Genomic DNA, 25,683 nt, shown 5'->3' with positions numbered 1-25,683 from the left:
CTCCTGGATAATGGGGAAGGGATCGTATCCTACCCGGGAGAAGGGGTGAAGCCCCCACCTTCGCATTGCATTTTTGTGGCCATGGGCTTAAGTCATTCCGCCATCCAATGACGGGGAAACCCCGCCCAGCGAGAGAGAGGGTAGACATGCCGTACAAGAGGATCACGCTGACCCACTTCCTGCTGCAAGAGCAGCGCCGCCTGGGCGGTTCGGGTTCGTTCACCGCGCTGATGACTGACATCATCTTCGCCTGCAAGATGATCTCGCACGAGGTCAACCGCGGCGCGCTGGCCGGCAATCTGGGCGTGGCGGGGTCCGAGAACGTCCAGGGCGAGGAGCAGAAGAAGCTCGACGTGCTGGCCAACGACATCTTCCTGCACATGAACGCGCTGGGCGGTTCCTATGCCGGCATGGCCTCGGAAGAGCTGGAGGACGTGCATGCGGTCCACGGCGCCGCCGACGGCAAGTACCTGCTGCTGTTCGATCCCCTGGACGGGTCGTCCAACATCGACGTCAACATCTCGGTGGGCTCGATCTTCTCGATCCTGAAGCTCCCCGACGGCGCGTCGGGGGCCTCCAAGGACGCCTTCCTGCAGCCGGGCGTCAAGCAGGTTGCCGCCGGCTACGCCCTTTACGGCTCGTCCACCATGATGGTGCTGACCACCGGCAACGGCGTCAACGGCTTCACGCTGGACAACAATGTCGGCATGTTCATGCTGACCCACCCCAACATGACCATTCCGGACGACACCAAGGAATTCGCCATCAACGCGTCCCGCGAGCGGTTCTGGGAGCCGCCGGTGAAGCGCTATATCGACGAATGCCGCCAGGGCAAGGAAGGCCCCCGGGGCAAGGATTTCAACATGCGCTGGGTGGCCTCCATGGTGGCCGAGGTGCATCGCATCCTGTGTCGCGGCGGCGTGTTCCTCTACCCGGCCGACACCGAGAACATGAAGAAGGGCGGCAAGCTGCGCCTGATGTACGAAGCCAACCCCATGGCCTTCCTGGTCGAGCAGGCCGGCGGCGCCGCCACCACCGGGCGCGGCCGCATGATGGAGGTGCCGCCCACCAGCCTGCACCAGCGCGTGCCGGTGGTCCTGGGCTCGAAGAACGAGGTGGAACGCATCGGCGCCTATCACGCCGAATACGATTCCAAGAAGTAGTCTCGGCTGAACAAGGGGCCGGACGCGGTGGGAGACGCCGCGTCCGGCCTTTTTTATTGGCCTAGCCCTGGCGCATGTTGGCGAGGAACCCGCCCACCTCGGAACGCAGGTGACCGGCTTCCTCCACCAGTTCGTCGGCGGCCTTGAACATGCCAGACGCCATCTCGCCGGTGGCGATGGCGGCCTTGGACACGTCGGCGATGTTGCGCGTGATCTCGGCGTTGCCCGAGGCCGCTTCCTGCACCGAGCGGACGATTTCGTCGGTGGCGGCGCTTTGCTCTTCCACCGCCGCCGCGATGGACGACACCACCTGATTGACGCGGTCGATGGTCAGCCCGACGCTGCGGATGGTGTCCACCGCCTCCTTGGAAATGGACTGGATGCCGGCGATCTGCTGGGCGATCTCGTCGGTGGCGCGCGCCGTCTGGTTGGCCAGGGTCTTGACCTCGCTGGCCACCACGGCGAAGCCTTTGCCCGCTTCGCCGGCACGGGCCGCCTCGATGGTGGCGTTCAGCGCCAGCAGGTTGGTCTGGCCGGCGATGTCGTTGATCAGCTGCACCACCTCGCCGATGCGCCGCGCCGCCTCGGCCAGGCCGTCCATGGTGCCGTTGGCGGTATGGATGCCGCTGACCGCTTCCGTGGTGATGGAGGCGGTTTCGGTAACCTGGCGGCTGATTTCCTGCACCGACGATCCCAATTGCTCGGCGGCGCTGGCCACGGTGGCCACGTTGGCGGCCGAGTGCTCGGCGGCGTTGGCCACCGCCGAGCCCTGCGAGCTGGTCTGCTCGGCGTTGGCCTGGAGCGCGTTGGATAGATTGTGGACCCGGTCGATGGACGAACTGACCGTCGCCATGATGTTTTCCATGGCTTCGTTGAAGCCGGCGATCATGGTGTCGCGCTTGGCCAGCAACTCGGCCTGCTGGTCGCGCTGGCGGCGCTGCTGGGCCTCCAGTTCGGCGGCCCGCTTCATGGAATCGCGGAACACCGCCACGGCGCGGGCCATTTCGCCCACCTCGTCGCGGTTGTCCTGGGAGGGAATCTCCACGTCGGTGCTGCCCTCGGCCAGGCGTCCCATCACGCCGGTCAGCTGGGTCACCGGCCGGGCGGTGAGCCGCGCCATGCCCAGCGTCACCACCACGCCCACTCCCAGGAACACCGCCAGCACCAGGAAGTACTGGGCCTTGGTGGAGTGGGCGGCGGCGGTGGCGTCGCGGTAATCGTCGGCCGCCTTGGCGGCGGCGTTGTCGACCAGCTCCCGCAGCTTGGTCCGGATGCCGTCGTATTCCAGCTCGGTGGCGCCCATCATGGACAGCGCCGTCATATGGTCGCTGGCATACATGTCCAGCACGTCGCCGGCGGCCAGGATGTAGTCCTTGACCTGCTTGGCGGCCGCCGGATCGGATTTCATGGAATCCAGCAGAATCTTGGACTTCTCGCCCAGGGCCTTCAGGTCGGCGCGCACCTGGGTGTCCAGGCCCTTGATGCGCTCCTTGTCTTCCTTGGCGGCCTGCCAGCCTAGCAGGCGGTAGATGTTGGACTCGATGGTGGCCGCCATGCCGTCCAACTCCGCCGCGGTGCGGCTGTTGGCGAAGGAGACGGTGACCATGCCCTCCATGGAGTGTTCCTGCCGGCTCATGGCCACATTGAACACGATGCCCAGCACGGCGATGCAGGCAACCAAAAGGAGAGGGGCGATAAAGAATTTGACGGTGATGCGGGCGTCGGCAATGCGGGCGAGCACGGGAATCTCCCAGACAGGTAATGGCGATTACCGGACCCACAATGGTTCCGGCCCTACCGAATTACTGCTGGCTTCCCTATACGAACGCATAATTATTTTGTTTTGCCGCGTCCTGGCGCAACAACCTTGCCAAGTTGGCGGCGATCAGGTCAAGCCCTTGTTGATCCCCCTTGGGAAATTGACGCCCTTCCACATCCCGGCCTTGGTGATTTTCCCCGGCATGGCTATCCTGGCGGCAGGGAGGATGACGTGGACAGGCTGGACGAGGGGAGCATCGACCTGACCGGGGCCCGGGTTCTGGTTGTCGAGGACAACGAGATGAATCGGGTCTTCGCCTGCGCCGTGCTGGAAAGCATGGGGCTCCTGAATGTGGAGTGCGCCCGCAACGGCCGCGAAGGTCTGGACAAGGTCGAAACCTTCGAGCCGGACATCGTTCTGCTCGACCTGATGATGCCGGTGATGAACGGCGAGGAATTCCTGGCGGCGCTGCGGGCCGACCCGCGCCGCCGCGCCCTGCCGGTGCTGGTGCTGTCGGCGGTGGTCGACCAGACAACCCGCAACGCCCTGTTCGCCGCCGGCGCCAACGACTATATCGCCAAGCCCATCGACCGCCGGGAACTGGTGGCCCGCGTCGAGGTTCACCTGCGCAGCCACCTTGCCCTGGCCGATCTGCGCCGCTATCGCGACCGGCTGGCGGTGGATTTGCGCATGGCGCGCGGCATGCAGAACGCCCTGCTGCCCGGTTCCGAGCAGATGCGGGACATGCGCCGGCGCTATGGCCTGGCCATCGATGCGGCGTTCAGCCCGTCTTCCGAACTGGGAGGCGACCTGTGGGGGCTGGCGCCGGTGGACGACCATCGCCTGGCGCTCTATACCGTGGACTTTTCCGGCCACGGCGTGGCGGCGTCCATCAACACCTTCCGCCTGCACCTGCTGCTGCAGGACCTGGAAGCCCAGATGGGCGACCCCGGAGCCGCGCTGGAAAAGATCAACCTCGCCCTGAAGCAATTGCTGCCGCGCGGCCAGTTCGCCACCATGACCCTGGCGGTGGTCGATTGCGCCGCCCGCACGCTGTCCCTGGTCAATTGCGGCGGGCCGGCCCCCATCCTGGTGGAGCCGGGTGGGGAGCCGCGCCTGGTGGGCGGCGTCGGCTTGCCCTTGGGGATCAGCCAGACGGCCCGCTACCAGACCGAGGTGCTGCCGTTTCCGCCCGGCAGTCAGCTGTCGTTGTACAGCGACGCCCTGATCGACGCCTCCGACGTCTCCGGCAAGCCGCTGGGCGAGCACTGGGTGGTGGATCTGGTGCGCGACGTACTAAGCCCCGATCCCGGCGAAATGGTGGCGGGGGTGATGGCCGGCTTCGCCGCCCGCTCACCGGGCGAGTTCGCCGACGACGTCACCTGGGTTCAGTTGGTCGGCTGACCCTAGGTCTCGGACGGCAGGCAAAAGCGCATGGAAATGCGCCGGCCGTTGCGGGTGAAGGAGACCCGCTGGCACAGGGCGCGGATCTGGCCGATGCCGCGTCCGCTGCAGGCTTTCGGCATGACGGGAAGCGACACGGCGGGCGGCTGGAAGCCCCGGCCGCGATCCTCGACCCTTATCACCAGATGGGTGTGGTTCCAATCGGCGGCGATGGTCACCGGCCGGTGGGCGAAGCGGGGGTCCTCCAGGCGGCGCTGCATGGTCTGGGTGAAGAGGCTGAGCCCTTCGCGGCTGCTCCGCAGGCGCCCGTCGAGACAGAGATTGCCGTGCATGACGGCGTTGCCCACCGCTTCCTGCAGGGCGAGGCGCAGGTCCAAGGCCAGGGCCTCGGCCCGCGGCAGGCGCTGGACCAATGCGGCGATCAGCACGCCGACCAGATCGTGGTTGACGGCGGCGAGCGTGGACGCGCGCAGCAGCAGCCGGGCGGGTAGGCGCCGCAATCCCTCGTCGGGGGAAGAGCAATCCAGGTCGATGGCCCACGACGCCGGCGGGCAGAGGATATCCTCGACACTGGCCGCTCCGGCGCCTTCGAACAGCACGAGGCAATGCCCGTGCTCGTCGGTGCGCAACGGCAGCAGCCCGGCGGCGGCCAGACGGCCGAAACGCCCGAGGCCGCGCTTGCCCGCGGTCCGGCTTACAATGGTCGGCGATGCGTGGGCCCGGCTCACTTGAACTCGAAAAGAGTCTTGAAGGCGGCGCGCTCCATGGCGGCCGCCACCGGCCCGACGGCACCCTGGATGGCGACGTGGAGATTCCGGCTTTGCGAGGCGTCGTAGATATGCACGAACAGGCTCATGCCGGTTGAATCGATGAAGTTCAGGCCGTTCAGGGCGATGGTCAGGTTGGTCACGTCCCGTGCGGCTTCCAACTCGGCCAGGACCTTGGGAAAAAGCGGGGCCTGGGCGAAGGTCAGGGTCCCGCTGATGGTCAGCTGGGCCGTATTGCCGTTGCTCTTGAGCGCGTATTGCATGTCGATTTCTCTCGATTGCTAGGATGCCCGGATGCTGGTCAGGAAGGTGTCCACCCGTTCGCGAAGAGTGTTGGCGCGCCCCGCGACGTTCTTGGCCGTGTCGAGCACGTCGTCGGCGATCTTCTCCGTCTGCTCGGCGGCCTGATTGACACCTACGATATTCGAACTGACCTCGGTTGTCGCCTGGGCAACTTGCTGAACGTTCTCGGCGATCTCGCCGGTGGCTTCGTCCTGCTGGTGGACGGCGTCGGCGATTCCCGACGACGCCTCCCGGATCCGCTCGATCACCGCTGAGATGGAGGCGATGGCGGCGACGGCGTCGCCGGTGACTTTCTGGACGGTGGAGATCTGGGTGGCGATCTCGTCGGTGGCCCTGGCCGTCTGGTTGGCCAGGGTCTTCACCTCGTTGGCCACCACGGCGAAGCCCTTGCCGGCGTCGCCGGCGCGCGCCGCTTCGATGGTGGCGTTCAGGGCCAGGAGGTTGGTCTGGGCGGCGATGTCGTTGATCAGTGCGACCACGGCGCCGATCTTGTCCACCGCCTCGGCCAGGCTGTTGATCAGCGCGGTGGTGCGCCCGGCCTCGACCGAGGCGTCGCCGGCGATGCTCACCGAGGTGCCGACGCGCTGGCTGATATCCTCGCCGGAAATAGCCAGCTGCTCCGCCGAATTGGCCGCCGTGCGCATGTTGACGGCGGTCTCCTCGATGGCCGAGGCCACCGCGGTCGCCTGGGTCGAGGCGCCCTGGGCGGCCTCCGACAGCACGCGCGAGGTGGATTCCAGCTCGCCGGCGGTGGCCGCCATGGCCTGCAGGGCTTCGGTGACCTCCTCGTTGAATTCCTTCAGCAGGTTGTCGACCACGCGGGCCCGCTTGTCCTTGGTCCACTCGGCCTCGCGCTGCTCGGCCGCCAGCTGCTCGGCGCGGATCAGGCCTTCCTTGAAGATCTCCACCGTGCGGGCCATGTCGCCCACTTCGTCCTTGCGGGCCAGGGCGGGGACCTCCATGTCGAATTCCTTCTTCGACAGGCCGTCCATGACATGGGACAGATTGACCAACGGGCGGGTGATGCGGCGCGCCACCAGCATGGACAGGGCCAGGACCAGGACGGTCAGCGCCAGGACGCCGCCGCCGAAATAGAGCGCGGTGGACCAGAAGGCCGCGTCCACGTCGTCCAGGTAGATGCCGGTGCCGACCACCCATCCCCAGCTGGAGTTCAGTTTGACGTAGGACACCTTGCGCACGGGCTTAGGCGAACCGGGCTTGGGCCAGTCGTAGTAATGGAAGTCGGCGCCCTTGGCCTTGACCAGCTCGTTCATGCGCACGAACAGGGGGTGGTCGGTGGCGTCCTTCAGGTCGCTGACGTCCTTGCCGTCCAGTTCCGGCTTGATGGGGTGCATGACCATGCGCCCCGCCAGATCGTGGATCCAGAAGTAGTCGTTGTCGCCGTAGCGCAGGGCGGCGATGTCGCGCTTGGCCGCCGTCTTGGCCTCGGCCTCGGGCAGGCGTCCGGCCTTCGCCTCGGCCTCGTAGGCGGCGATGATGCCGGCGGCGCTGTCCACCAGGTCCTTGACCTTGGCCTTGCGCCCGCCCAACACCTCGCCGTTCAGCACCTGAAGGGCGCCGAGGAAGATCAGGCACATGCCGACGAAGGCCGCCGCCACGATCAATCCGATTTTTGTTCCAATCCGCCGGTCATCAAGCCACGTCATCGCCGCCCTCAAGTTCAATGGCCAATTTTGCTGCAGTGCAACTAAATAGCATGGCGCCGCGGATGTCAAACGTCCGCGGCGCCGTTATGCAGATGAACTTGAGATGTGTCGGCCTGTCACGAAATTAAACCAAGATATAAACCGGACTTTAAAATCCTCCTCCTGGCTGTTTGCTAGTATTATCTAGTTATAATATTGGCCTCGCCTGCCGTGCCGCCGGCGCGCCGGCTTAACATGCGCCAAAAATGCATCATGAAAACTGCGTCTCCTTTGGTGGGTCACGGCTTTCCGGGCAGGGAGGCGGCGGTTTGTCCGAACAGCACCTTCTTTGCCTCGTCGGTGACCACCCGCTGGGTGTTGACCTCGTCGGCGCGGGCATAGGCGCGTTGCACCGCCGGGCGGGCGGCGATGGCGTTGAACCAGCGCTTGAGGTGGGGGAAGTCGTCCAGGTTCTGGCCCTGGCGCTCCCACGGCACGATCCAGGGATAGGAGGCCATGTCGGCGATGGAGTACTCGCCCGCCATGAACTCGGCCTCGGCCAGACGTCGGTCGAGCACGCCGTAGAGGCGGTTGGTCTCCTTGACGTAGCGGTCGATGGCGTAGGGAATCTTTTCCGGGGCGTATTGGACGAAGTGGTGGTTCTGGCCGAGCATGGGGCCGAGGCCTCCCATCTGCCAGAACAGCCATTGCAGCGTTGTCGCCCGGCCGCGCGGGTCGGCGGGCAGGAAGCGGCCGCATTTCTCGGCGAGGTAGACCAGGATGGCGCCGGATTCAAAGACGCTGAGCGGTGCGCCGCCGTCGGCGGGGTCGTCATCGACGATGGCCGGCATGCGGTTGTTGGGCGAGATGCGCAGGAAGTCCGGCTGGAACTGCTCGCCCTTGGAGATGTTGACCGGCTTGATGCGGTAGGGCAGGCCGGATTCTTCCAGGAAGATGGTGATCTTATGCCCGTTGGGCGTGGTCCAGTAGTAAAGGTCGATCATGCCTGCGCTCCCGTTCGGTGTCCCAGAGAGGTAGGCCGGTCGCGGCAGGGCGGAAGCCCTGCCGTTGGTATGACCTTATCTTAACGCCACTGCTCGACCTTCATCTTGCCCTTCATCTTGAGGTCGGTTTCCAGGATGTGGTTCATCAGCCAGTGGTTCAGGAAGGCCGACATCTCGCCGGCGGCGACGCCCAGGTCAGTGTACTGGCCGGCGTTGAACTTGGCGATGTAGTCGCCCAGCGTCTTTCTGAGCGCGGCGTGCTGGCGCTTGTTCTCTTCCAGGCCGTCATACTTGGCCACCGCCTGGATGTATTCCTCGCGGGCGAAGTGGTCGTAGGCGTAGAGCTGAAGGCGTTCCAGCGTCACCTGGATGGCGTGCTTGTCGACGCCGTCCGGGGCCTTGGCCTTGGCTTCGAAATCGTTGATCAGTCCGATGAGTTCCTTGTGATCGGCGTCGATCTCGATATCGCCGACCTTTAATGTTTCATCCCAAGCAATGGCCATGGTTGTTTCCCCTTTTGGCTACCTCCTTAGGGTAACCCGTCCTTTGGCCCGGCTCAACGGGCGAAGCTTGTGCCTGAGGTATGGATGAATTCCGCTCATCCGGGCGTGGCGGCAAATCGTTTGCAAAGACGGCCGCCGGCCCGGACACTTGGGACGGGACCTGCATTTGGGGCGAGCGTCCATGGCCTACCGACTTCCTCCGCTGAATTCCCTTCGCCTGTTCGAGGCCGCCGGCCGGCATCTCAGCTTCAAGCTGGCCGCCGAGGAGCTGAACCTCACCCCCAGCGCCGTCAGCCACTCCATCGCCTCGCTGGAGGATTGGCTGGGCGTGCCGCTGTTCGCCCGCGGGCACCGCTCGCTGGCCTTGACCACCGCCGGGCGGGCCTATCTGCCCCGTATCCGCGACGTGCTGCAGCAATTGGCCGGGGCCACCGAATCGGTGCCGGGGCGCAAGCCCACCGGCCGGCTGTCGGTGAGCGTGGCGCCCAGCTTCGGGCTGCGCTGGCTGATTCCCGGCCTGCCCCGTTTCCACGAGCGCCATCCCCATATCGAGGTGAGGCTGGACACCGCCAGACGCCAGGTGGAGTTTCCCCGCGACGGCATCGACGTGGCGGTCCGCATGGGGCAGGGGGGCTGGCAGGATCTCTACAGCCTGTGCCTGACCATGGAGGATCTGGTGCCGGTCTGCGCCCCCGAGATGGCCGCGCAGATCCGCACCCCCGAGGATCTGAAGGGCAAGACGCTGTTGCAGGTGAGCAGCATCTCCGAGGACTGGGCCGCCTGGGCCGATCTGGCCGGGGTGGAGGGTCTGGATCTCGATCGCGGGCTCAGGCTCGACACCTTGCACATGGCCTGGGAGGCCGCCTCCCAGGGGGTGGGGGTGGCGCTGGGCCGCCTACCGCTGGCCGCCCCCGACCTGGACAGCGGGCGGCTGGTGCCCGTGCTGGGGCCGCCGCGCCGCTGCCGTACCGGCTATTGGCTGGTGGCGGGCCGGGAATCGCTCGCCCGGCCCGAGGTGGTCGCCTTCCGCAACTGGCTGCGGGAGGAGTTGAAGGATCACGCCCCTCCGATATGATCCGTGATCGGGCTATCGCCCGAACCCATCCGGGGCGATGCCCCAAACCCCCTTTTCATTTCAAAAGCAGAAGGGAGGTTTGGAGGTTTCCTCCAACCGGGGCCGGGGCGGGAGCCCCGCTTGTATCTCATGCTCCTTTATAGACCGGGACCCGGTGGCCGATCCAGGCGTCGAGGCCTTCGCGCAGGTCGAAGGTGGGGATCATGCGGGCGAATTGCTCGCCTTCCACCGCCAGCCCCTCGGCAATGGGCAGGTTGATGCCCCGCGTCACCGCGTTGATCACCGCCCGCGTCGCCAGCGGCGAGTGGCGGATGATGCGCCCGGCCAGATGGCGGGCGGCGGCCATCAGGGTGTCGTGGGGCACCACGGCGTTGACCAGCCCCAGTTCCAGGGCGCGGGCCGGCTTGAACGGATCGCCGGTCAGCAGCAGTTCCAGCGCCCGCTTGCGCCCGGCCAGGCGGGGCAGGCGCTGGGTGCCGCCGAAGGTGGGCGGCATGCCCAGCTTGATCTCCGGCTTGGCGAACATGGCCCGCTCGCTGGCGACGGCCAAATGCACCGCCTCGGTGATCTCGCAGCCGCCGCCATAGGCGATGCCGTTGACCGCGGCGATGATGGGCTTGCCGAAGGCTTCCAGGCGGGCGGTCATGGCCTGGCCCCGGCGGACGAAGTCGCGCATGGCCTTCTCGCCGCCCGCTTCGACGCCCCTCGAGAATTCGTGAATGTCGGCCCCGGCCGAGAAGGCCCGCTCGCCGGCCCCGGTGATGATCACGGCGGCGACCATCTCGTCGGCCTCCAGGGCGTCGAGCAGGGCCATCATCGTGTCGACAAGGTCGTAGCTGATGGCGTTGAGCTTTTCCGGACGGTTGAGGGTGATTGTGGCGATGTTGCCGCTCACCTCGCAAAGGACACTTTCGGTCATGGCGGGCTCCTTCGGTGGGGTTCGTCAGGAGATCTTCCGGCCTTCGTCAAGTCCTTGCAAAAGAGGTCTTTTCACTCCTGGGTGAAGCGGACGGGGGCTGAGGCCGGCCTCTCACCCCCCACCGCCGGACATACATGCCACGCAGAATTACCGGTTTCTTTTTATAGGTATATTCATCTAATACAAAAGATGTACGTACGAGGGTTCGCCCAGGGAGGATAGAATGTCGAACAGGAGCGTATCGCTGCGGTTTCGCCTCTTGGCTATTCCGGCCCTTGCGGCGCTGGGGCTTTTCGCCTTCGCCGCCGTGACCGTGCTGACCGTGCGGAACGGCCAGCTGGAAACCCGGCGGGTGCAGATCCATTCGGTGGTGGAATCCGCCGCCAAGGTGGCCGAGGCCTACCATGCCAAGGCCAGGAAGGGCGAGATGCCCGAAGAGGCCGCCAAGGCCGCCGCCCTGGAGGCCATCGGCATGATCCGCTTCGATGGCGACAATTACCTGTGGGTCAACGATCTCGACGGCAAGCTGCTGATGCATCCCTTCCGCCCCAAGGAAGTGGGCAAGAGCATGTTGGAGGTGAAGGATTCCGCCGGCAAGTTCATCTACCGCGCCTTTATCGAAAGCGGTCGCACCGGCGGCGGGCTGGTGGATTACGTGGGGCGGCGCCCCGGGGCGGATTCCTATGATTCGCCCAAGCTGGCCCAGATCATTCCCTATGCGCCCTGGAACTGGGGGATCGGCACCGGCGTCTATATCGACGATGTGGAGGCGGTGACCCGCGCCGCCATCGTCAAGGTGGCGCTGATCGCGCTGGCCATCCTCGCCGTGGTGTCAGGGGTATCGGCCTGGATCGGCATGCGCATCGGCAGCCGCGTCCAGCGCCAGGCCCGGACCATGCTGCGTCTGGCCGAGGGCGATCTGGAGGTCGAGGTCGATCTGTCGGGTGCCCGCGACGAGGTGGGCGAGATGGCCGAGGCCATCACCGTCTTCAAGCGCAATGCCCTGGAGAAGAAGCGGCTCGAGGCCGAAACCGCCGCCGAGCAGCAGGCCCGCAACCGTCGGCAGGAGGCCATCGAGCAACTGACCACCGATTTCAACCGCAGCGTCGAGGGAGTCCTGCACTCGGTCTCGGCCTCCACCACCCAGCTGCGCTCGGCCGCTGAATCCCTCAGCCATGTGGCGGACGGCACCAGCCGCAACGCCGCCAGCGTGGCCGCCGCCGCCGAACAGGCTTCGGTCAATGTGGAGACCGTGGCGGCCGCCGCCGAGGAAATGGCCGCGTCCCAGGGCGAGATCGCCAGTCAGGTGGCTCGCTCCTCCGAGATTGCCGAGCGCGCTGCCGCCGACGTGCGGCACATCGACGAGATCGTCCGGGGCCTGTCCGCCGCCACGAGCCGGATCGGCGACATCGCCGGCATCATCAACGACATCGCTGCCCAGACCAACCTGCTGGCGCTCAACGCCACCATCGAGGCGGCCAGGGCGGGCGAGGCGGGCAAGGGCTTCGCCGTGGTGGCGGGCGAGGTCAAGCATCTGGCCACCCAGACCGCCAAGGCCACCGAGGAGATCGGCGTCCATATCCAGGCGGTGCAGGATGTCAGCCAGGAGACGGCCCAGGCGGTGCGCGCCATCGGTGAGACCATCGCCACCGTCCACCAGACCGCCTCGGCCATCGCCGCGGCGGTGGAGGAGCAGAGCGCCGCCACCCACGAGATCGCCCGCAACGTCCATGAAGCCTCCATCGGCACCCGTGGCGTCACCGAGACCATTTCCGAGGTGAGCAACGGCGCCGGGACCACGGGAGACTCCGCCAAGCAGTTGTTCGAGACCGCCAACGAGCTGACCTCGCAGACCAAGGAGCTGACCTCCGACGTCACCGACTTCCTGCTCGCCCTGCGCCAGTCGGGCAACCGGCGCCAGTTCGAACGCTTTGCCGTCGGCATTCCGGTGACGGTGGACGGGCGCTCCTGCCACTCCGTCGACCTGTCGGGTGGCGGCGCCTGTCTCGACCTGGATCTCGGCTTGGCGCCGGGCAACGCCGTCCAGGTCCTGCTCGACGGCGGACCGGCGGTTCGCGCCCGTGTGGTGCTGATCAAGGACGGCCACAGCCATCTCCAGTTCGCTCTGGATGCCCAGACCCAAGGAGCCCTCGAGAGCCGTCTGGAATCGTGGCGCCGCCGGGCGGCATGAAACCCGGCCCCGCCCTTGACCCTGTGGGGCCGCGAAGCTAGGGTTGCGGCAATTTTGCTGCAACCCACTTGAATGGCGGTTTTCCATGGGCATTATCGGGGGCAAGAAGCCGAGCTTCCAAAGCCTGATCCTCACCTTGCAGGCGTTCTGGGCCGAGCAGGGCTGCATCATCCTCCAGCCCTACGACATGGAGGTGGGCGCCGGAACCTTCCATCCGGCCACCACGCTGCGCGCCTTGGGCCCCGAGCCCTGGAAGTGCGCCTATGTCCAACCGTCGCGCCGGCCCAAGGACGGCCGCTACGGCGAGAATCCCAACCGCCTGCAGCATTACTACCAGTATCAGGTGCTGCTGAAGCCCTCGCCGCCCAATTCCCAGGAACTGTACCTGGAAAGCCTGCGCCGTCTCGGCATCGACCCGCTGGCCCATGACATCCGCTTCGTCGAGGACGACTGGGAGAGCCCGACGCTGGGCGCCTGGGGCCTGGGCTGGGAAGTGTGGTGCGACGGCATGGAGGTCACCCAGTTCACCTATTTCCAGCAGGTGGGCGGCATCGAGTGCGACCCCGTCGCCGTGGAGCTGACCTACGGCCTGGAACGTCTGGCCATGTACATCCAGGGCGTCGAGAACGTCTACGACCTGGACTTCAACGGCGACGGCGTCACCTATGGCGACGTCTTCTTGCAGGCGGAGAAGGAATACTCCGCCCATAATTTCGAGCACGCCGATACCGACATGCTGCTGCAGCATTTCCTCGACGCCGAGAAGGAATGCCAGAACCTGCTGGCCAAGGGCGTGGCGCTGCCGGCTTATGACCAGTGCATCAAGGCGAGCCACCGCTTCAACCTGCTGGACGCGCGCGGCGTGATCTCGGTCACCGAGCGCCAGGCCTATATCGGCCGCGTCCGCGCGCTGGCCAAGGCCTGCTGCGAGGGCTGGCTGGCGTCCCGAACCACCAAGGGGGAGGGCTGAAGCCATGGCCGAGTTCCTGCTTGAAATCTTCTCCGAGGAAATCCCCGCCCGCATGCAGGCGCGCGCCGCCGACGACCTGCGCACCATGGTGGTGGACGGCCTCGCCAAGAACGGCATCGCCTTCGAGGCGGTGCGCTCCTACGTCACGCCGCGCCGTCTGGTGCTGGTGATCGAGGGCCTGCCCCAGGCCGGTCCCGACGTCTCTGAGGAAAAGCGCGGCCCCCGTGTCGGATCGCCCGCCCAGGCCATGGAGGGCTTCCTCAAGTCCACCGGCATGAGCGTCGAACAGCTGGAACAGCGCGACACCGGCAAGGGCGTGTTCTATTTTGCGGTGATCAACCGCAAGGGCCGCCCGACGGCCGAGGTCCTGAAAGACGTGGTCGAGGGCGCCATGGCCGCCTTCCCCTGGCCCAAGAGCCAGCGCTGGGGCGCCAACACCATCCGCTGGGTGCGTCCCATCCAGTCCATCCTGGCCCTGTTCGGCGGCGCGGTGGTGCCGGTGGAGTTCGGCCCCCACAAGGCGGGCGACATGACCGCCGGTCATCGCTTCCTGGCGCCCGAGAGCTTCCGGGTCAAGGATTTCGCCGATTACCTCGCCCGGCTGCGCCACGCCAAGGTGATGCTCGATTCCGTCGAGCGCCGCCACGCCATCCTTTCGGGCGCCGAAGCCCTGGCGGCGGCCGAGGGGCTGACGCTCAAGGCCGATGACGGCCTGCTGGCCGAGGTCACCGGACTGGTGGAGTGGCCGGTACCCCTGGTCGGCTCCATCGACGACAAGTTCATGGACGTGCCGGCCGAGGTGCTGATCACCTCCATGCGCGCCCATCAGAAGTATTTCTCGCTCTTGAAGGCCGACGGCTCGCTGGCGCCCCGCTTCATCGTCATCTCCAACATGGAGACCAGTGACGGCGGAAGCGCGGTGGTGGCGGGCAATCAGCGCGTGCTGCGCGCCCGTCTGTCCGACGCCAAGTTCTTCTGGGACACCGACCGCCGGCATCGCCTGGAATCCCGTCTGCCCAAGCTGGCGGAGCGCACCTTCTACGCCAGCCTCGGCACCGTCGCCGACAAGGCCGAGCGCATCGCCCAGCTGTCGGCCAACATCGCCGGTATGATCGGGGCCGACACGGCGGCGGCCGAACGGGCGGCGCGTCTTGCCAAGGCCGATCTGTCGTCGGAACTGGTGGGCGAGTTCCCCGAGCTGCAGGGCCTGATGGGCCGCTACTACGCGCTCAACGACGGCGAGAAGCCTGAGGTGGCCGACGCCATCGCCGCCCATTACTCGCCCCAGGGGCCGGGCGATTCCTGCCCGACCGCGCCGGTGTCGGTGGCCGTCGCCCTGGCCGACAAGATCGATTCCCTGGTGGGCTTCTTCGGCATCAACGAGAAGCCGACCGGATCGAAGGATCCCTTCGCGCTGCGCCGCGCCGCGCTGGGCATCATCCGTCTGGTGGTGGAGAACGGCCTGCGGCTGCCGCTGACCCAGGCCATTTTCCTGGCGTCCGGCCATTACAAGGCCAGGCTGGAGATGGCGCCGGGCGAGGTGGCCACCGAGCTGATGAACTTCTTCGCCGACCGTCTGGCGGTGGCGCTGAAGGAGAAGGGGGTGCGTCACGACCTGATCACCGCCATCTTCTCGCTGGGCGGCGAGGACGACCTCGTCCGCCTGCTGAAGCGGGTCGAGGCACTGGGCGCCTTCCTGGCCTCCGACGACGGCGCCAACCTGCTGATCGCCTATCGCCGCGCCGCCAACATCGTGCGCATCGAGGAGAAGAAGGACGGCACCCAGTTCAGCGGTTCCGCCGACGCGGCGCTGCTGCGCCAGGACGAGGAGAAGGCCCTGGCCGCCGCCCTGGCCGATGTGGGCCCGGCGGTGGAGAAGGCCCTGGCCGCCGAGGATTTCGCCGCCGCCATGGCGGCGCTCTCCCGGTTGCGCCGCCCCGTCGACGCCTTCTTCGACAAGGTCACCGTCAACGCCGACGAGGCGCCCTTGCGCGTCAACCGTCTCAAGCTGCTGGCGCTGATCGGCGCGGCCATGGGCCGGCTCGCCGACTTCTCCAAGGTCGAGGGGTAAGAGGCTAACCTAGCCTCGCCTCGCTCCCTGGGGATCCAGCAACTCGGCGAATTCCTTGTCGAAGGCGCCGAAGACCGCCAGATCCTGGTCTCGGGCCCCCTCCGGGGGGATCCAGAGCTGGAACAGCCACCCGCGGGTGGTCGGATCGGCCTCCAGCGCCGCCTTGACGTGGGCGAGGGCGTTCTTGCGCGCTTCCGCCAGTTCCTCGGCGCGGGCTTCGTTTTCGCCCCTTTCGGCTTCGATCCGCTGGCTCAGGTATTGGTATTGCTGGCCAAAGGCGCAGGCCAGCCAGACGTTGAGGGTGGCGAGATTCTTCGGGTCTATCTTGCGCAGTAGATGCTTGCCCAGCCGGATTGCTTCGGTAAAGCCGCCGGGGGGCGGCTCGTACAGTGCCGAGAGGACGTCCATCATCCTGGTATAGGGCAGGTCGATTTGCTGGCGCAGGGCGTTGACCTTGTCCATCCGGTTCTGGGCGGTGTAGACCGCCATCAGCGAACGGGCGAAATCCTTGTTGTCGGGATCGGAGCGCAGGGCCGATTCCAGGGCGACGGCGGCTTCGTCCAGCTTGTTGGCCCGGGCGTGCGCCACGCCCCATGCGGCGATCTGCTGCGGAGTGGTCAGCTTTTCCAGCGGAAGACCAAGCAGCACGTTGTCCGCGGCGGCGACCTCCGGTGATTGCGCCGCGGCGATGATGACGGTCTTGCCGTCGCCGCCGCGCAATGTGTCGATGGCCAGTTCGGTGGACAGGACCTTTTCCGATTGGCCCTCGGCCAGGCTGCGGTCGAACTTCCCGAACATGTGGCTGAGAAGGGTTCTGGTCCCCACATAGCCCGTCCAGAAGCCGCCGCCGGTGAAATAGAAGAAGATCGACACGGCAAGCAATTGGCCCCCGGCCTCCCATTTGAAGCCGAGGGCGTTGATTTTGCCGGCGGCCTGCCAGATGTAGGAGGGCAAGGTGAACAGACCGGTCAGGGTGACGCCGACGATGGTCTTGGTCAGCCAGTCCGAGATGTCTTCCAGGTTGGTGTTGGCCTTGCTGATCGCCTTGTTTCCGTTGGTGCCTCCACCATCTGAATCCCGATTGACGGATTTGGGGATGCCGAACAGCAATCCGATGATCCATCCGCTGATGGCCGATGCCCCGGCGAAGACCATGCCCAGGCCCAGCACCCTGAGACCGCTGCCTAATGAATCGGTGTTGAATCCGGCAGATATGGCCGCAATGAGAATTCCGATCGGACCAACAACAAAAAATCGGAGAGTGAACCAGTCAATGACTGCGCCTGAATCGAGCTCTTGAATGACTCTTGACCACGTAAACCTATTATAACCAATCATGGTTGGCGTCCGATTACGGGAAAATCTAATCTTTGACGCAAAGCGGTCCGCTGTCAATCGGCTCTGTGTCCGTCTCGCGCCGGGGGCAGTGCCGGAGCGGGCCGGCGGGGTAGAAAGCAGCACTACCTATTTTCAATCCCTCTGGGACGTTGCATGATGAAGCCCGCGTCGCGCTCGGCGGCGCGGGTTTTCCTTTTTCTGGATCGGGGACGAGAACGGCCATGACGAAATGGGTCTACAGCTTCGGCGCAGGCAAGTCCGAAGGACGCGCCGACATGAAGAACCTGCTGGGCGGCAAGGGCGCGAATCTGGCGGAGATGAGCAATCTCGGCATTCCCGTCCCCCCCGGTTTCACCATCTCGACCGAGGTCTGTACCTACTATTACGCCAACGGCGAGACCTATCCCGCCAGCCTCAAGGACGAGGTGATGGGCGCCCTGGCCCAGGTGGAGGAGGATATCGGGCTGAAGTTCGGCTCCACCGCCGACCCGCTGCTGGTTTCTGTGCGCTCGGGCGCGCGCGCCTCCATGCCGGGCATGATGGACACGATTCTGAATCTCGGCCTCAACGACAAGTCGGTGGAGGGCCTGGCCAAGCGGTCGAACGACGCCCGCTTCGCCTATGACAGCTATCGCCGCTTCATCCAGATGTATTCCAACGTGGTGCTGGGCGTCGACCATCACAATTTCGAGGAGATCCTCGACGAGGTGAAGGAAGACAAGGGCGTCAGCCTCGACACCGAGCTGGACGCCGCCGATCTGAAGAAGGTGGTGGCCAAGTACAAGGACAAGGTCCAGGAGCAGCTGGGCAAGCCCTTTCCCCAGGACGTCCACGAGCAGCTGTGGGGCGCCGTCGGCGCCGTGTTCGGGTCCTGGATGAACCAGCGCGCCATCACCTACCGCCGTCTGCACGACATCCCCGCCGAGTGGGGCACCGCCGTCAACGTGCAGTCCATGGTGTTCGGCAACATGGGCAACGACTGCTCCACCGGCGTGTGCTTCACCCGCAACCCATCCACCGGCGAGAACGAGTTTTACGGCGAGTTCCTGGTCAACGCCCAGGGCGAGGACGTGGTGGCCGGCATCCGTACGCCGCAGCAGCTGACCATCGCCGGCAAGAACGCCCAGCATTCCGATCTGGCCGCCATGGAAGAGTGCATGCCCGAGGTGTTCAAGGAGCTGAACGCCATCCGCCACAAGCTGGAGGCGCACTACAAGGACATGCAGGACATGGAGTTCACGGTTCAGCAGAACCGCCTGTGGATGCTCCAGACCCGCACCGGCAAGCGCACCACCAAGGCGGCGCTGAAGATCGCCGTGGACATGGCGCGTGAAGGCCTGATCACCCGCAAGGAAGCCATCAAGCGCATCGATCCGGCCTCGCTCGACCAGCTTTTGCACCCCACGCTCGATCCCAAGGCGCCGCGCACCCTGCTGGGCCGCGGCCTGCCGGCCTCGCCGGGCGCCGCCTCGGGCAAGGTGGTGTTCTCGGCCGAGGACGCCGAGGACTGGGTCAAGAACCGCAAGGAGCAGGTGATCCTGGTCCGCATCGAAACGTCGCCCGAGGATATCGGCGGCATGCACGTCTCCGAGGGCATCCTCACCACCCGGGGCGGCATGACCAGCCACGCCGCCGTGGTGGCCCGCGGCATGGGCACGCCCTGCGTCGCCGGCGCCGGCGAGATGCGCGTCGATTACGCCGCCAAGACCATCAAGGTGGCCGGCAAGCTGGTCAAGGAAGGCGAGATCATCACGCTGGACGGCTCCACCGGCGAGGTGTTCGTCGGCGCCGTCGCCACCATCCAGCCGGAGCTGACCGGCGATTTCGGCACCCTGATGGAGTGGGTGGACACCATCCGCACGCTCAAAGTCCGCGCCAACGCCGAGACCCCGCTGGACGCCGCCACGGCGCGCAAGTTCGGGGCCGAAGGCATCGGCCTGTGCCGCACCGAGCACATGTTCTTCGATCCCAAGCGCATCATCGCCATGCGCGAGACGATCCTGGCCGAGACCGAGAAGGGCCGCCGCGCCGCGCTGGCCAAGCTGCTGCCCTTTCAGCGCCAGGACTTCATCGACCTGTTCGAGATCATGCAGGGCCTGCCGGTGACCATCCGCCTGCTGGACCCGCCGCTGCACGAGTTCCTGCCCCACACCGAGGACGAGATCGCCGAGGTGGCCAAGGAAGCGGGCGTCGAGGCCGCAATGATCAAGGCCCGCAACGCCGCCCTGCACGAGAGCAACCCCATGCTGGGCCATCGCGGCTGCCGTCTGGGGATCACCTACCCGGAAATCTACGAGATGCAGGCCCGCGCCATCTTCGAGGCGGCGGTGCATGTGTCGCGCGAGACCGGGCGCACCGTGACGCCCGAGATCATGATCCCGCTGGTGGGCGCCAAGAAGGAGCTGGACCTGATGAAGGCCAGCATCGACAAGGAAGCCGAAGCGGTGTTCGCCGAGCAGAAATACTCGGTCAAGTACATGGTCGGCACCATGATCGAACTGCCGCGCGCCGCCCTGCTGGCCGGCGAGATCGCCAAGACGGGCGAGTTCTTCTCGTTCGGCACCAACGATCTGACCCAGACCACCTTCGGCATGAGCCGCGACGATTCCGGCCCGTTCCTCGAGGTCTACCGCGCCAAGGGCATCTACGAGCACGACCCCTTCGCCAGCCTGGATCAGGCCGGCGTCGGCGAACTGATCAAGATCGCCGCCGAACGCGGCCGCGCCACCCGCTCGGGCCTCAAGCTCGGCATCTGCGGCGAGCATGGCGGCGACCCGGCCTCCATCCACTTCTGCCAGGGGGCGGGGCTGGATTACGTGTCCTGCTCGCCCTACCGCGTGCCGATCGCGCGGCTGGCGGCGGCCCAGGCGGCGCTGGGCGGCTCGTCCTCCTCGGGGACGGCCTGACGAAAACGGGAAAAGGGCCCCTAGTGGTCCTCCCCAGACGCTTGGTTCCCAAGCGTCTGGATAAGGAGGCCCGCCAACCTGTTGAATTGTGGAAATAATCTGCCGCTTGCGCGGGGGCGCATGCGGCAGATTTTTTCCACGAGGGGCCCTTTTTCAATTCAGGGACTGGAAACTGGCGGGGAGGCATACTAAAGTTATTAGGGGTTTGCAGGAGATGCCGTTGATGAATGCGCCGGAAGATGCCGACTTCACCGCCTGGATGGGCAGCAAGGTGTTCATGGTGGTCGAGGACATGACCTCGGCCCGCATGTTGGAAGCCAGCCTGCTGCGCGGCCTGGGGGCGAAGAAGGTGGTGCCTGCCACCGATGGCGCCGACGCCCTGGCCAAGCTGGAACACGCCGATCAGATGCCCGACATCATCATCAGCGACTGGATCATGCCCGAGGTGGATGGTCTGGCCCTGCTGGAGGCGGCCAAGGTCAAGTACCCCCAGGTTCAGTTCATCATGCTGACCTCGAAGACCGACCTGGACGATGTGCGCGTCGCCCGGACCAAGGGCGTGGACGGCTATATCGCCAAGCCCTTCACCCGCGAAACCCTGGTGGCGGCGCTGAAGAAGGTGAAGGGGTAGGGGGGCTTTTCCCACTCCGTCATGCCCGGACTTGATCGGGGCATCCGCGTGGCACCGTTTGCGCGCCCAATGAAACCGTGAGGCTGGCGGATGGGCGTGGATCACCGGGCCAAGCCCGGCGATGACGGAAATAAAAAGTTTTCTCCTCCAGGGAATAATCCCGGCCTTCGTCCGTTTCCTCATTGATGGCCCATGCGGGGCCGTACCTGGAGGAAACCATGACCATCAAGAGCCTCACCGTCTTCGCCGCCGCGCTGCTTGCCAGCACGGCCGCCTTCGCCGCCCCGGTCAAGCATGGGCAGTCCTCGCTGGGCGCCGTCCTGACCGATGAGAAGGGCATGACGCTTTACACCTTCGACAAGGATACGCCCGGCATGTCGGCTTGCGTCGACGCCTGCGCCCAGAACTGGCCGCCGCTGATGGCCGCGTCGGGGGCCATGGCCGAGGGCGACTACACCGTGATCAAGCGGGCGGACGGCTCCATGCAATGGGCCTACAAGGGCAAGCCGCTCTACACCTGGATGAAGGATTCCAAGCCCGGCGACGTCACCGGCGAGGGCTTCAAGGATATTTGGCACGCGGCCAAGCCATAGCCATCTATCCTTCATGACCATGCTGGAGAGCCAGATCGAGGCGGAGATTCCCGGGCTGCGGCGCTACGCCCGCGCCCTGTCCGGGAATGCCGCCCAGGCGGACGACCTGGTCCAGGATTGCCTGGAGCGGGCTCTCGCCCGTCCGGCCCTGTGGCGCCGCGAGGGCAACCTGCGGGCCTGGCTCTTCACCATCTTGCGCAATGTCTGGATCGACGAGTTGCGGCGGCGCAAGGTCCGCCCGGATATGAACGGCATGGACGAGTCCGTGGACACGATGGCTAGCGCCCCCAACCAGATGGACCGTCTGGCGGTGCGCGACATGGCCGCCGCCCTGGCCCAGCTGGCGCCCGAACAGCGCGAGACGGTGCTGCTGGTGGGGCTGGAGGGCATGAGCTACGCCGAGGTCGCCGTGGTGACCGGCGTGCCCGTGGGCACGGTGATGTCGCGCCTGAAACGCGGCCGCGATCGCCTCGCCCAGCTCATGCACGGCGGAGAAGCCGCCATTCGGAGAGTGAAATGAGTATCCCGGTCTCCGACGACGACCTGCTGTCCTATGTGGACGGCTTCCTCGACCCCGGCAGGGTGGACGAGGTCGAGGCGTGGCTGGCGGCCAATCCCCGCGACGCCGAGCGGGTGCGGCAATGGCGCGAGCAGGTGGACGGCCTGCACCGGCTGTTCGACCCGGTGCTGGACGAGACCGTGCCCGACCGCCTCGGCGTGGCGGCGGTCAAGGCCGGGGCGCGTGCACGCTGGCTGGGGCCCTTGCTGCGCGTTGCCGCCATGGTGCTGCTGGTCCTGGCCGGCGGGGCGGGGGGCTGGTGGCTGCGCGGCGGAACCGGCGGGCCGGCCGCGACGCCCGGCGCCATGGTCGCTGCCGAGGCCCTGTCGGCCCATGTGGTCTTTGCCGCCGAGATCCGCCACCCCGTCGAGGTGGCGGCGGGCGAGCGCGCCCATCTGGTCGCCTGGCTGTCCAAGCGGCTGGGGGCGGAGCTGAAGGTTCCCGATCTGTCGGCCGCCGGCTTCTCCCTGGTGGGCGGGCGGCTGCTGCCCGCTTCGTCGGGCCCCGCCGCCCAGTTCATGTACGAGAATTCCGACGGCCGCCGGGTGACCCTTTACCTGCGGCGCAACACCGAAGGCACCGAGACCGCCTTCCGCTTCGCGGCGCAAGGAAGGGTCGAGGCCTTCTACTGGCTGGACGGGCCGCTGGGCTACGCCCTGTCCGGCGACGTGGACCGCGAGCGGCTGATGGACATGGCCAAGGCGGTCTATCACCAGCTGGAGAGCTGAGGGGGCTGTTTATCTACCCCCGGACCATCTCGTAGATGGAAATGAGGATCTCGAAGACGATCAGGCCGACAATGTACCATTCCACCTTCATGGACGAACGGGTCTGAATCAGGTCGAGCAGCGTCTCGGCGGTGTCGGAGATCACCTCCAGCTTGCGGTCCAGGGCCCGGTTGCGGCCCGACAGGTCGTATTCGCGCTCCAGCCGGATGAACAGGCGTTCCAGTTCCGGCCTGACCCACAGGACCTCGGGGCTTTCAAGCAGTTCGACGCGCCCGACCATGCGGTGCTCGGCCAGCAGCACCTCGCCGATCTGGGCGAGCAATTCCTTGGTCTTCAGCTTGCGCAGCGCTCCCTTGCTGAGCGATACCGCCAGGGGCTCGATGGCGTCGAACACCTTGGCGATGCGCGTCTCGTAGTGGCTGAGAACCAGATCGCGGGCCAGGACCTCGGCCACCAGTTGCAGGCGCTGGGGGCTGGTATCGGCCAGGAACACCGTTCCCGACGGGTCCACCTTGTCGTCGCCATCGGGCTCGATCTGCACCTGGGCGGATTCCCGGCCCTGGACGGGCAGGGGATCGGCCACCAGCTTGCCCAGCGAGGCGAGGAACACCGCCTCCTCCATGGGGTCCAGATTGATCAGGACCGCCACGCCATAGCGGAACAGCACGGCGAATCCCTCGCGGCCGGCGCGGATGATGAGCGGCGCGGTGGCCAGCACCACGCCTTCCTCCAGGCGCTTGATGTCGAGCCGCTCTCCCAGCAGCAGAACCTGGACGGAAAGACGGTGGGGAGCGGATGAAGAGGGCTGGGTCATCGGGCGGGCCATGGCGTTGGGCGCCCCTTTTCTAGCACTTCGCGGCGGGACTGTGACCCGCAGGACATCGGTGTCACGAATTCTTCATGTCGGGTGGCTGCATTCTCGAATGCGCATAGGCCGCCTGAAACGAAATGTGATAAATATGCGGTGAAAATACTTATCTGAGGACCGAGGGGGAAAAGGGTACCGTGACTCTCCGCAATTCCCGTATCGGCGGCCGTATCGCCTTCGGCATCCTGCCGGTGATCGCCGCCCTGATCGTGCTGTCCTTCTGGCTGGTTCGCCAGGACATGGCTGCCGCCGGGCGCGGCAAGGTTCTCACCGGATTGGCCGACGTGGCGGTGAAGGCCAACGGGGTGGTCCATGAACTGCAGCGCGAGCGCGGGTCGTCCGCCCTGTTCCTGGGTAGCAAGGGAACCCAGTTCGCCGCCGAACTGGCGGACCGGCGCAAGGCATCCGACGGGAAGATCGCCGAACTGGAGGCGGGACTGGGCGGCCTGGAAGCCGCCACCGCCGAGGCGCTGGGGTCCGGCACCGTGGAGGGTATGCGCGACGCGCTGCGCCGCCTGCCCGACCTGCGGGGCCGGGTGGACCGGCTGGAACCCAAGGTGCCCGAGGCTGTGGGCGCCTATACCGAGGCGATCCGCCGCCTGATCGCCGCCGTCGCCCGGGTCGGAATCGTCAGCCCCGACGTGGAGACCGCCAAGCTGATCTCGTCCTACGTGGCGCTGACCGACGCCAAGGAAAGCGCGGGTCTTGAGCGCGCCACCGGGGCGGGCGGATTCGCGTCGGGCAAGTTCGAGCCGGTCTTGTACCGGCGCTATCTGGAACTGGGGGCGGAACAGCGTTCCTCCTTCGCGGTGTTCCTGCGTTACGCCTCGGCCGAGGCCGTCGCCGCGCTGAAGGCGGCCCTGTCGCCCGAGATCGAGGAGCCGGTGACGCGCATGCGCACTGTCGCCGTCGAAAGCGCCGTCACCGGCACCATCGGCGATGTTACCGGGCCCGCCTGGTTCGCCGCCTCGACCAAGCGGATCGACGCGCTGAAGACGGTGGAAGACCATATCGGCCGGGAAATTCATGCCCAGGCCGGGCGCCTCAGGGACGAGGCCACCCGCTCGCTGGTCCTGATGTCAACCGGGCTGGCGCTGCTGCTGGCGCTCACCGGCGTGATCATCGTGGCGGTGGTGCGGTCCATCGTCCGGCCGGTCTCCCAGCTGGCCGATGCCATGACCCGCCTGTCGGGCGGCGACCTCAACGTCCGTCTGGACGGTACCGAGTATGCCGACGAGATCGCCGAGATGGCGCGGGCCACCCAGGTGTTCCGCGAACACAGCGAGGCCCGCCAGCGCCTCGAGGCCGAGCGGGCCGAGGCGGAGCATCAGGCCGCCATCAACCGCCGCCAGATGCTGCATGATCTGGCCGACCATTTCGAGGCCACCGTCAAGGCCAAGGTGGCCGAAGTGGGGCGCTCGACCGCCGGCATCCGGGGGACCGCCCAGATCATGGCCAAGCGCTCGGAAACCAGCGGTGGCCGGTCCCTCGACGTGGCCGAGGCCTCCAAGCAGACCACGGAACGCGCCGACGTCGTCTCCGAGGCCACCCGGCAAATGACCATATCGGTCAACGAGATCGCCCAGCAGGTGGGACACGCCAGCCATATCGCGCGGCGTGCCGTCGACGACGTCAGCGAAACCACCCGCCAGATGAATGACCTGTCCCAGGCGGTTCAGTCCATCGGCGAGATCGTCAAGATGATCAGCGACATTGCCGCCCAGACCAATCTGCTGGCCTTGAACGCCACCATCGAGGCGGCGCGGGCCGGCGAGGCGGGCAAGGGCTTCGCCGTGGTGGCCAACGAGGTCAAGAACCTGGCCAACCAGACGGCCAGGGCTACCGACGACATCACCACCCAGGTGGCGGCCATCCAGGATTCCACCCGTGACATGACCGGCAGCATCGCCGGCGTGGTGGAAACCATCCGCTCCATCGATCAGGTCTCGTCGGCCATCGCCGGCGCGGTGCAGGAGCAGGAGGCGACCACCCGCGACATCTCGGGCAATATCGGACAGGTGGCGGTGGAGGCGGCCGCCGTATCGGGCAGCGTTGCCGAGATGTCCCGATCCTCGGCCATGGCCTGCGCCGGAACGGTGCGGGTCATCTGGAGCGCCAGGGCGCTTGCCGACGTGGTGTCCAGCCTGGAGACGGAAGTGGAACAGTTCTTGAGAACGGTTCGGGATTAGCCCTATCCTGTCTCGGGGTCTGGGGGCGGGAGGCAGCGTGGACTTCAGGTCGTTACGGATTCGGATTCTCACCCTTTTTCTTCTTTCGTTTCTTGC

At 66.3% G+C, this 25,683-nt stretch carries 21 protein-coding genes; 12 read left to right on the top strand and 9 right to left on the bottom strand.

Translation table 11 applies throughout. The annotated features are described in order from the left end of the window. Window positions 1-146 precede the first annotated feature (146 nt). Window positions 147-1,163, top strand: coding sequence for a class 1 fructose-bisphosphatase (locus tag XM1_RS16055; RefSeq protein WP_068435212.1), 1,017 nt, complete (start codon window positions 147-149; stop codon window positions 1,161-1,163). A gap of 61 nt (window positions 1,164-1,224) precedes the next feature. Here the strand turns inward: XM1_RS16055 and XM1_RS16050 are convergent, their stop codons facing one another. Then, window positions 1,225-2,904 (bottom strand): methyl-accepting chemotaxis protein, encoded by a 1,680-nt coding sequence (locus XM1_RS16050; RefSeq protein ID WP_068435210.1) that lies wholly within the window; start codon window positions 2,902-2,904, stop codon window positions 1,225-1,227. 249 nt (window positions 2,905-3,153) lie between these two features. Here XM1_RS16050 and XM1_RS16045 point away from each other — a divergent pair, with 249 nt between their 5' ends. Continuing rightward, entirely contained in the window at window positions 3,154-4,326 is a 1,173-nt protein-coding gene (locus tag XM1_RS16045; protein ID WP_231920546.1) for a PP2C family protein-serine/threonine phosphatase, read from the top strand. Between the two features lie 2 nt (window positions 4,327-4,328). Here the strand turns inward: XM1_RS16045 and XM1_RS16040 are convergent, their stop codons facing one another. The 5 genes from XM1_RS16040 to XM1_RS16020 all read right to left on the bottom strand — a co-directional run bounded on the left by XM1_RS16040 (window position 4,329) and on the right by XM1_RS16020 (window position 8,549). Further along, a complete protein-coding gene (locus tag XM1_RS16040; protein WP_068435208.1) occupies window positions 4,329-5,054 on the bottom strand; it encodes an ATP-binding protein in 726 nt (241 codons plus the stop codon). Beyond that, window positions 5,051-5,356 carry a lipid asymmetry maintenance protein MlaB gene (locus XM1_RS16035; RefSeq protein WP_068435207.1) on the bottom strand — a complete coding sequence of 102 codons (306 nt, stop codon included), beginning with the start codon at window positions 5,354-5,356 and terminating at the stop codon, window positions 5,051-5,053. The genes XM1_RS16040 and XM1_RS16035 overlap by 4 nt, the downstream gene beginning before the upstream one ends. An 18-nt stretch (window positions 5,357-5,374) precedes the next feature. Beyond that, the gene (locus XM1_RS16030) at window positions 5,375-7,063 is read right to left on the bottom strand and encodes a methyl-accepting chemotaxis protein (protein WP_068435205.1); all 1,689 of its coding nucleotides are present in this window, start codon (window positions 7,061-7,063) and stop codon (window positions 5,375-5,377) included. Window positions 7,064-7,341: 278 nt separating this feature from the next. Next, window positions 7,342-8,046 carry a glutathione S-transferase N-terminal domain-containing protein gene (locus XM1_RS16025; protein ID WP_068435203.1) on the bottom strand — a complete coding sequence of 235 codons (705 nt, stop codon included), beginning with the start codon at window positions 8,044-8,046 and terminating at the stop codon, window positions 7,342-7,344. An 80-nt stretch (window positions 8,047-8,126) separates the two neighbouring features. Continuing rightward, window positions 8,127-8,549: a bacteriohemerythrin gene (locus tag XM1_RS16020; protein WP_068435201.1), complete on the bottom strand. Its 423-nt coding sequence runs from the start codon at window positions 8,547-8,549 to the stop codon at window positions 8,127-8,129. A 181-nt stretch (window positions 8,550-8,730) separates the two neighbouring features. On the opposite strand from XM1_RS16020, the gene gcvA reads away from it, so the two are divergent. Next, the gene (gene gcvA / locus XM1_RS16015) at window positions 8,731-9,624 is read left to right on the top strand and encodes a transcriptional regulator GcvA (protein WP_068435199.1); all 894 of its coding nucleotides are present in this window, start codon (window positions 8,731-8,733) and stop codon (window positions 9,622-9,624) included. A 127-nt stretch (window positions 9,625-9,751) separates the two neighbouring features. Here gcvA and XM1_RS16010 read toward each other — a convergent pair whose 3' ends face one another. After that, the gene (locus tag XM1_RS16010) at window positions 9,752-10,543 is read right to left on the bottom strand and encodes a crotonase/enoyl-CoA hydratase family protein (RefSeq protein WP_068435197.1); all 792 of its coding nucleotides are present in this window, start codon (window positions 10,541-10,543) and stop codon (window positions 9,752-9,754) included. Between the two features lie 223 nt (window positions 10,544-10,766). On the opposite strand from XM1_RS16010, the gene XM1_RS16005 reads away from it, so the two are divergent. The 3 genes from XM1_RS16005 (at window position 10,767) to glyS (ending at window position 15,775) form a co-directional block, all read left to right on the top strand. Further along, window positions 10,767-12,734: a cache domain-containing protein gene (locus tag XM1_RS16005; protein ID WP_082700555.1), complete on the top strand. Its 1,968-nt coding sequence runs from the start codon at window positions 10,767-10,769 to the stop codon at window positions 12,732-12,734. Window positions 12,735-12,819: 85 nt separating this feature from the next. After that, window positions 12,820-13,704, top strand: a complete 885-nt coding sequence (locus XM1_RS16000; protein WP_068435194.1) for a glycine--tRNA ligase subunit alpha — start codon at window positions 12,820-12,822, stop codon at window positions 13,702-13,704. A 4-nt stretch (window positions 13,705-13,708) separates the two neighbouring features. Beyond that, the gene (glyS, locus tag XM1_RS15995; protein ID WP_068435192.1) at window positions 13,709-15,775 is read left to right on the top strand and encodes a glycine--tRNA ligase subunit beta; all 2,067 of its coding nucleotides are present in this window, start codon (window positions 13,709-13,711) and stop codon (window positions 15,773-15,775) included. A 9-nt stretch (window positions 15,776-15,784) separates the two neighbouring features. Here the strand turns inward: glyS and XM1_RS15990 are convergent, their stop codons facing one another. Then, on the bottom strand, window positions 15,785-17,113 hold the full coding sequence (locus XM1_RS15990) for a M48 family metallopeptidase (RefSeq protein WP_156428760.1): 1,329 nt from the start codon (window positions 17,111-17,113) through the stop codon (window positions 15,785-15,787). A gap of 221 nt (window positions 17,114-17,334) precedes the next feature. Here XM1_RS15990 and ppdK point away from each other — a divergent pair, with 221 nt between their 5' ends. The 5 genes from ppdK (at window position 17,335) to XM1_RS15965 (ending at window position 22,530) form a co-directional block, all read left to right on the top strand. Further along, the gene (gene ppdK, locus XM1_RS15985) at window positions 17,335-20,019 is read left to right on the top strand and encodes a pyruvate, phosphate dikinase (RefSeq protein ID WP_068435188.1); all 2,685 of its coding nucleotides are present in this window, start codon (window positions 17,335-17,337) and stop codon (window positions 20,017-20,019) included. A gap of 223 nt (window positions 20,020-20,242) precedes the next feature. Next, a complete protein-coding gene (locus tag XM1_RS15980) occupies window positions 20,243-20,650 on the top strand; it encodes a response regulator (protein WP_082700554.1) in 408 nt (135 codons plus the stop codon). A 218-nt stretch (window positions 20,651-20,868) separates the two neighbouring features. Further along, window positions 20,869-21,243 carry a hypothetical protein gene (locus XM1_RS15975; RefSeq protein WP_068437940.1) on the top strand — a complete coding sequence of 125 codons (375 nt, stop codon included), beginning with the start codon at window positions 20,869-20,871 and terminating at the stop codon, window positions 21,241-21,243. 13 nt (window positions 21,244-21,256) lie between these two features. Further along, window positions 21,257-21,763 carry a sigma-70 family RNA polymerase sigma factor gene (locus XM1_RS15970; protein WP_068435186.1) on the top strand — a complete coding sequence of 169 codons (507 nt, stop codon included), beginning with the start codon at window positions 21,257-21,259 and terminating at the stop codon, window positions 21,761-21,763. After that, complete coding sequence (locus XM1_RS15965) at window positions 21,760-22,530, top strand: anti-sigma factor (protein ID WP_068435184.1); 771 nt, start codon at window positions 21,760-21,762, stop codon at window positions 22,528-22,530. The genes XM1_RS15970 and XM1_RS15965 overlap by 4 nt, the downstream gene beginning before the upstream one ends. A gap of 13 nt (window positions 22,531-22,543) precedes the next feature. Here the strand turns inward: XM1_RS15965 and XM1_RS15960 are convergent, their stop codons facing one another. Further along, the gene (locus XM1_RS15960) at window positions 22,544-23,356 is read right to left on the bottom strand and encodes an RMD1 family protein (protein ID WP_231920545.1); all 813 of its coding nucleotides are present in this window, start codon (window positions 23,354-23,356) and stop codon (window positions 22,544-22,546) included. Window positions 23,357-23,535: 179 nt separating this feature from the next. Here XM1_RS15960 and XM1_RS15955 point away from each other — a divergent pair, with 179 nt between their 5' ends. Then, window positions 23,536-25,587 carry a methyl-accepting chemotaxis protein gene (locus XM1_RS15955; protein ID WP_068435182.1) on the top strand — a complete coding sequence of 684 codons (2,052 nt, stop codon included), beginning with the start codon at window positions 23,536-23,538 and terminating at the stop codon, window positions 25,585-25,587. Window positions 25,588-25,683: the final 96 nt, after the last annotated feature.

This window comes from Magnetospirillum sp. XM-1 (assembly GCF_001511835.1).
GTDB lineage: Bacteria > Pseudomonadota > Alphaproteobacteria > Rhodospirillales > Magnetospirillaceae > Phaeospirillum.
This window is presented reverse-complemented; position numbering and strand designations above follow the sequence as displayed.

Excerpts from the sequence above, each read along its gene's own strand:
- XM1_RS15960 (WP_231920545.1), bottom strand. The coding sequence starts at position 23,356 with ATGGCCCGCCCGATGACCCAGCCCTCTTCATCCGCTCCCCACCGTCTT.
- gcvA (WP_068435199.1), top strand. The coding sequence starts at position 8,731 with ATGGCCTACCGACTTCCTCCGCTGAATTCCCTTCGCCTGTTCGAGGCC.
- XM1_RS16000 (WP_068435194.1), top strand. The coding sequence starts at position 12,820 with ATGGGCATTATCGGGGGCAAGAAGCCGAGCTTCCAAAGCCTGATCCTC.
- XM1_RS15975 (WP_068437940.1), top strand. The coding sequence starts at position 20,869 with ATGACCATCAAGAGCCTCACCGTCTTCGCCGCCGCGCTGCTTGCCAGC.
- XM1_RS15965 (WP_068435184.1), top strand. The coding sequence starts at position 21,760 with ATGAGTATCCCGGTCTCCGACGACGACCTGCTGTCCTATGTGGACGGC.
- XM1_RS16020 (WP_068435201.1), bottom strand. The coding sequence starts at position 8,549 with ATGGCCATTGCTTGGGATGAAACATTAAAGGTCGGCGATATCGAGATC.
- XM1_RS15990 (WP_156428760.1), bottom strand. The coding sequence starts at position 17,113 with ATGATTGGTTATAATAGGTTTACGTGGTCAAGAGTCATTCAAGAGCTC.
- XM1_RS16030 (WP_068435205.1), bottom strand. The coding sequence starts at position 7,063 with ATGACGTGGCTTGATGACCGGCGGATTGGAACAAAAATCGGATTGATC.
- XM1_RS15970 (WP_068435186.1), top strand. The coding sequence starts at position 21,257 with ATGACCATGCTGGAGAGCCAGATCGAGGCGGAGATTCCCGGGCTGCGG.
- XM1_RS16055 (WP_068435212.1), top strand. The coding sequence starts at position 147 with ATGCCGTACAAGAGGATCACGCTGACCCACTTCCTGCTGCAAGAGCAG.
- glyS (WP_068435192.1), top strand. The coding sequence starts at position 13,709 with ATGGCCGAGTTCCTGCTTGAAATCTTCTCCGAGGAAATCCCCGCCCGC.
- ppdK (WP_068435188.1), top strand. The coding sequence starts at position 17,335 with ATGACGAAATGGGTCTACAGCTTCGGCGCAGGCAAGTCCGAAGGACGC.
- XM1_RS16035 (WP_068435207.1), bottom strand. The coding sequence starts at position 5,356 with ATGCAATACGCGCTCAAGAGCAACGGCAATACGGCCCAGCTGACCATC.
- XM1_RS16010 (WP_068435197.1), bottom strand. The coding sequence starts at position 10,543 with ATGACCGAAAGTGTCCTTTGCGAGGTGAGCGGCAACATCGCCACAATC.
- XM1_RS16005 (WP_082700555.1), top strand. The coding sequence starts at position 10,767 with ATGTCGAACAGGAGCGTATCGCTGCGGTTTCGCCTCTTGGCTATTCCG.
- XM1_RS15980 (WP_082700554.1), top strand. The coding sequence starts at position 20,243 with ATGAATGCGCCGGAAGATGCCGACTTCACCGCCTGGATGGGCAGCAAG.
- XM1_RS16025 (WP_068435203.1), bottom strand. The coding sequence starts at position 8,046 with ATGATCGACCTTTACTACTGGACCACGCCCAACGGGCATAAGATCACC.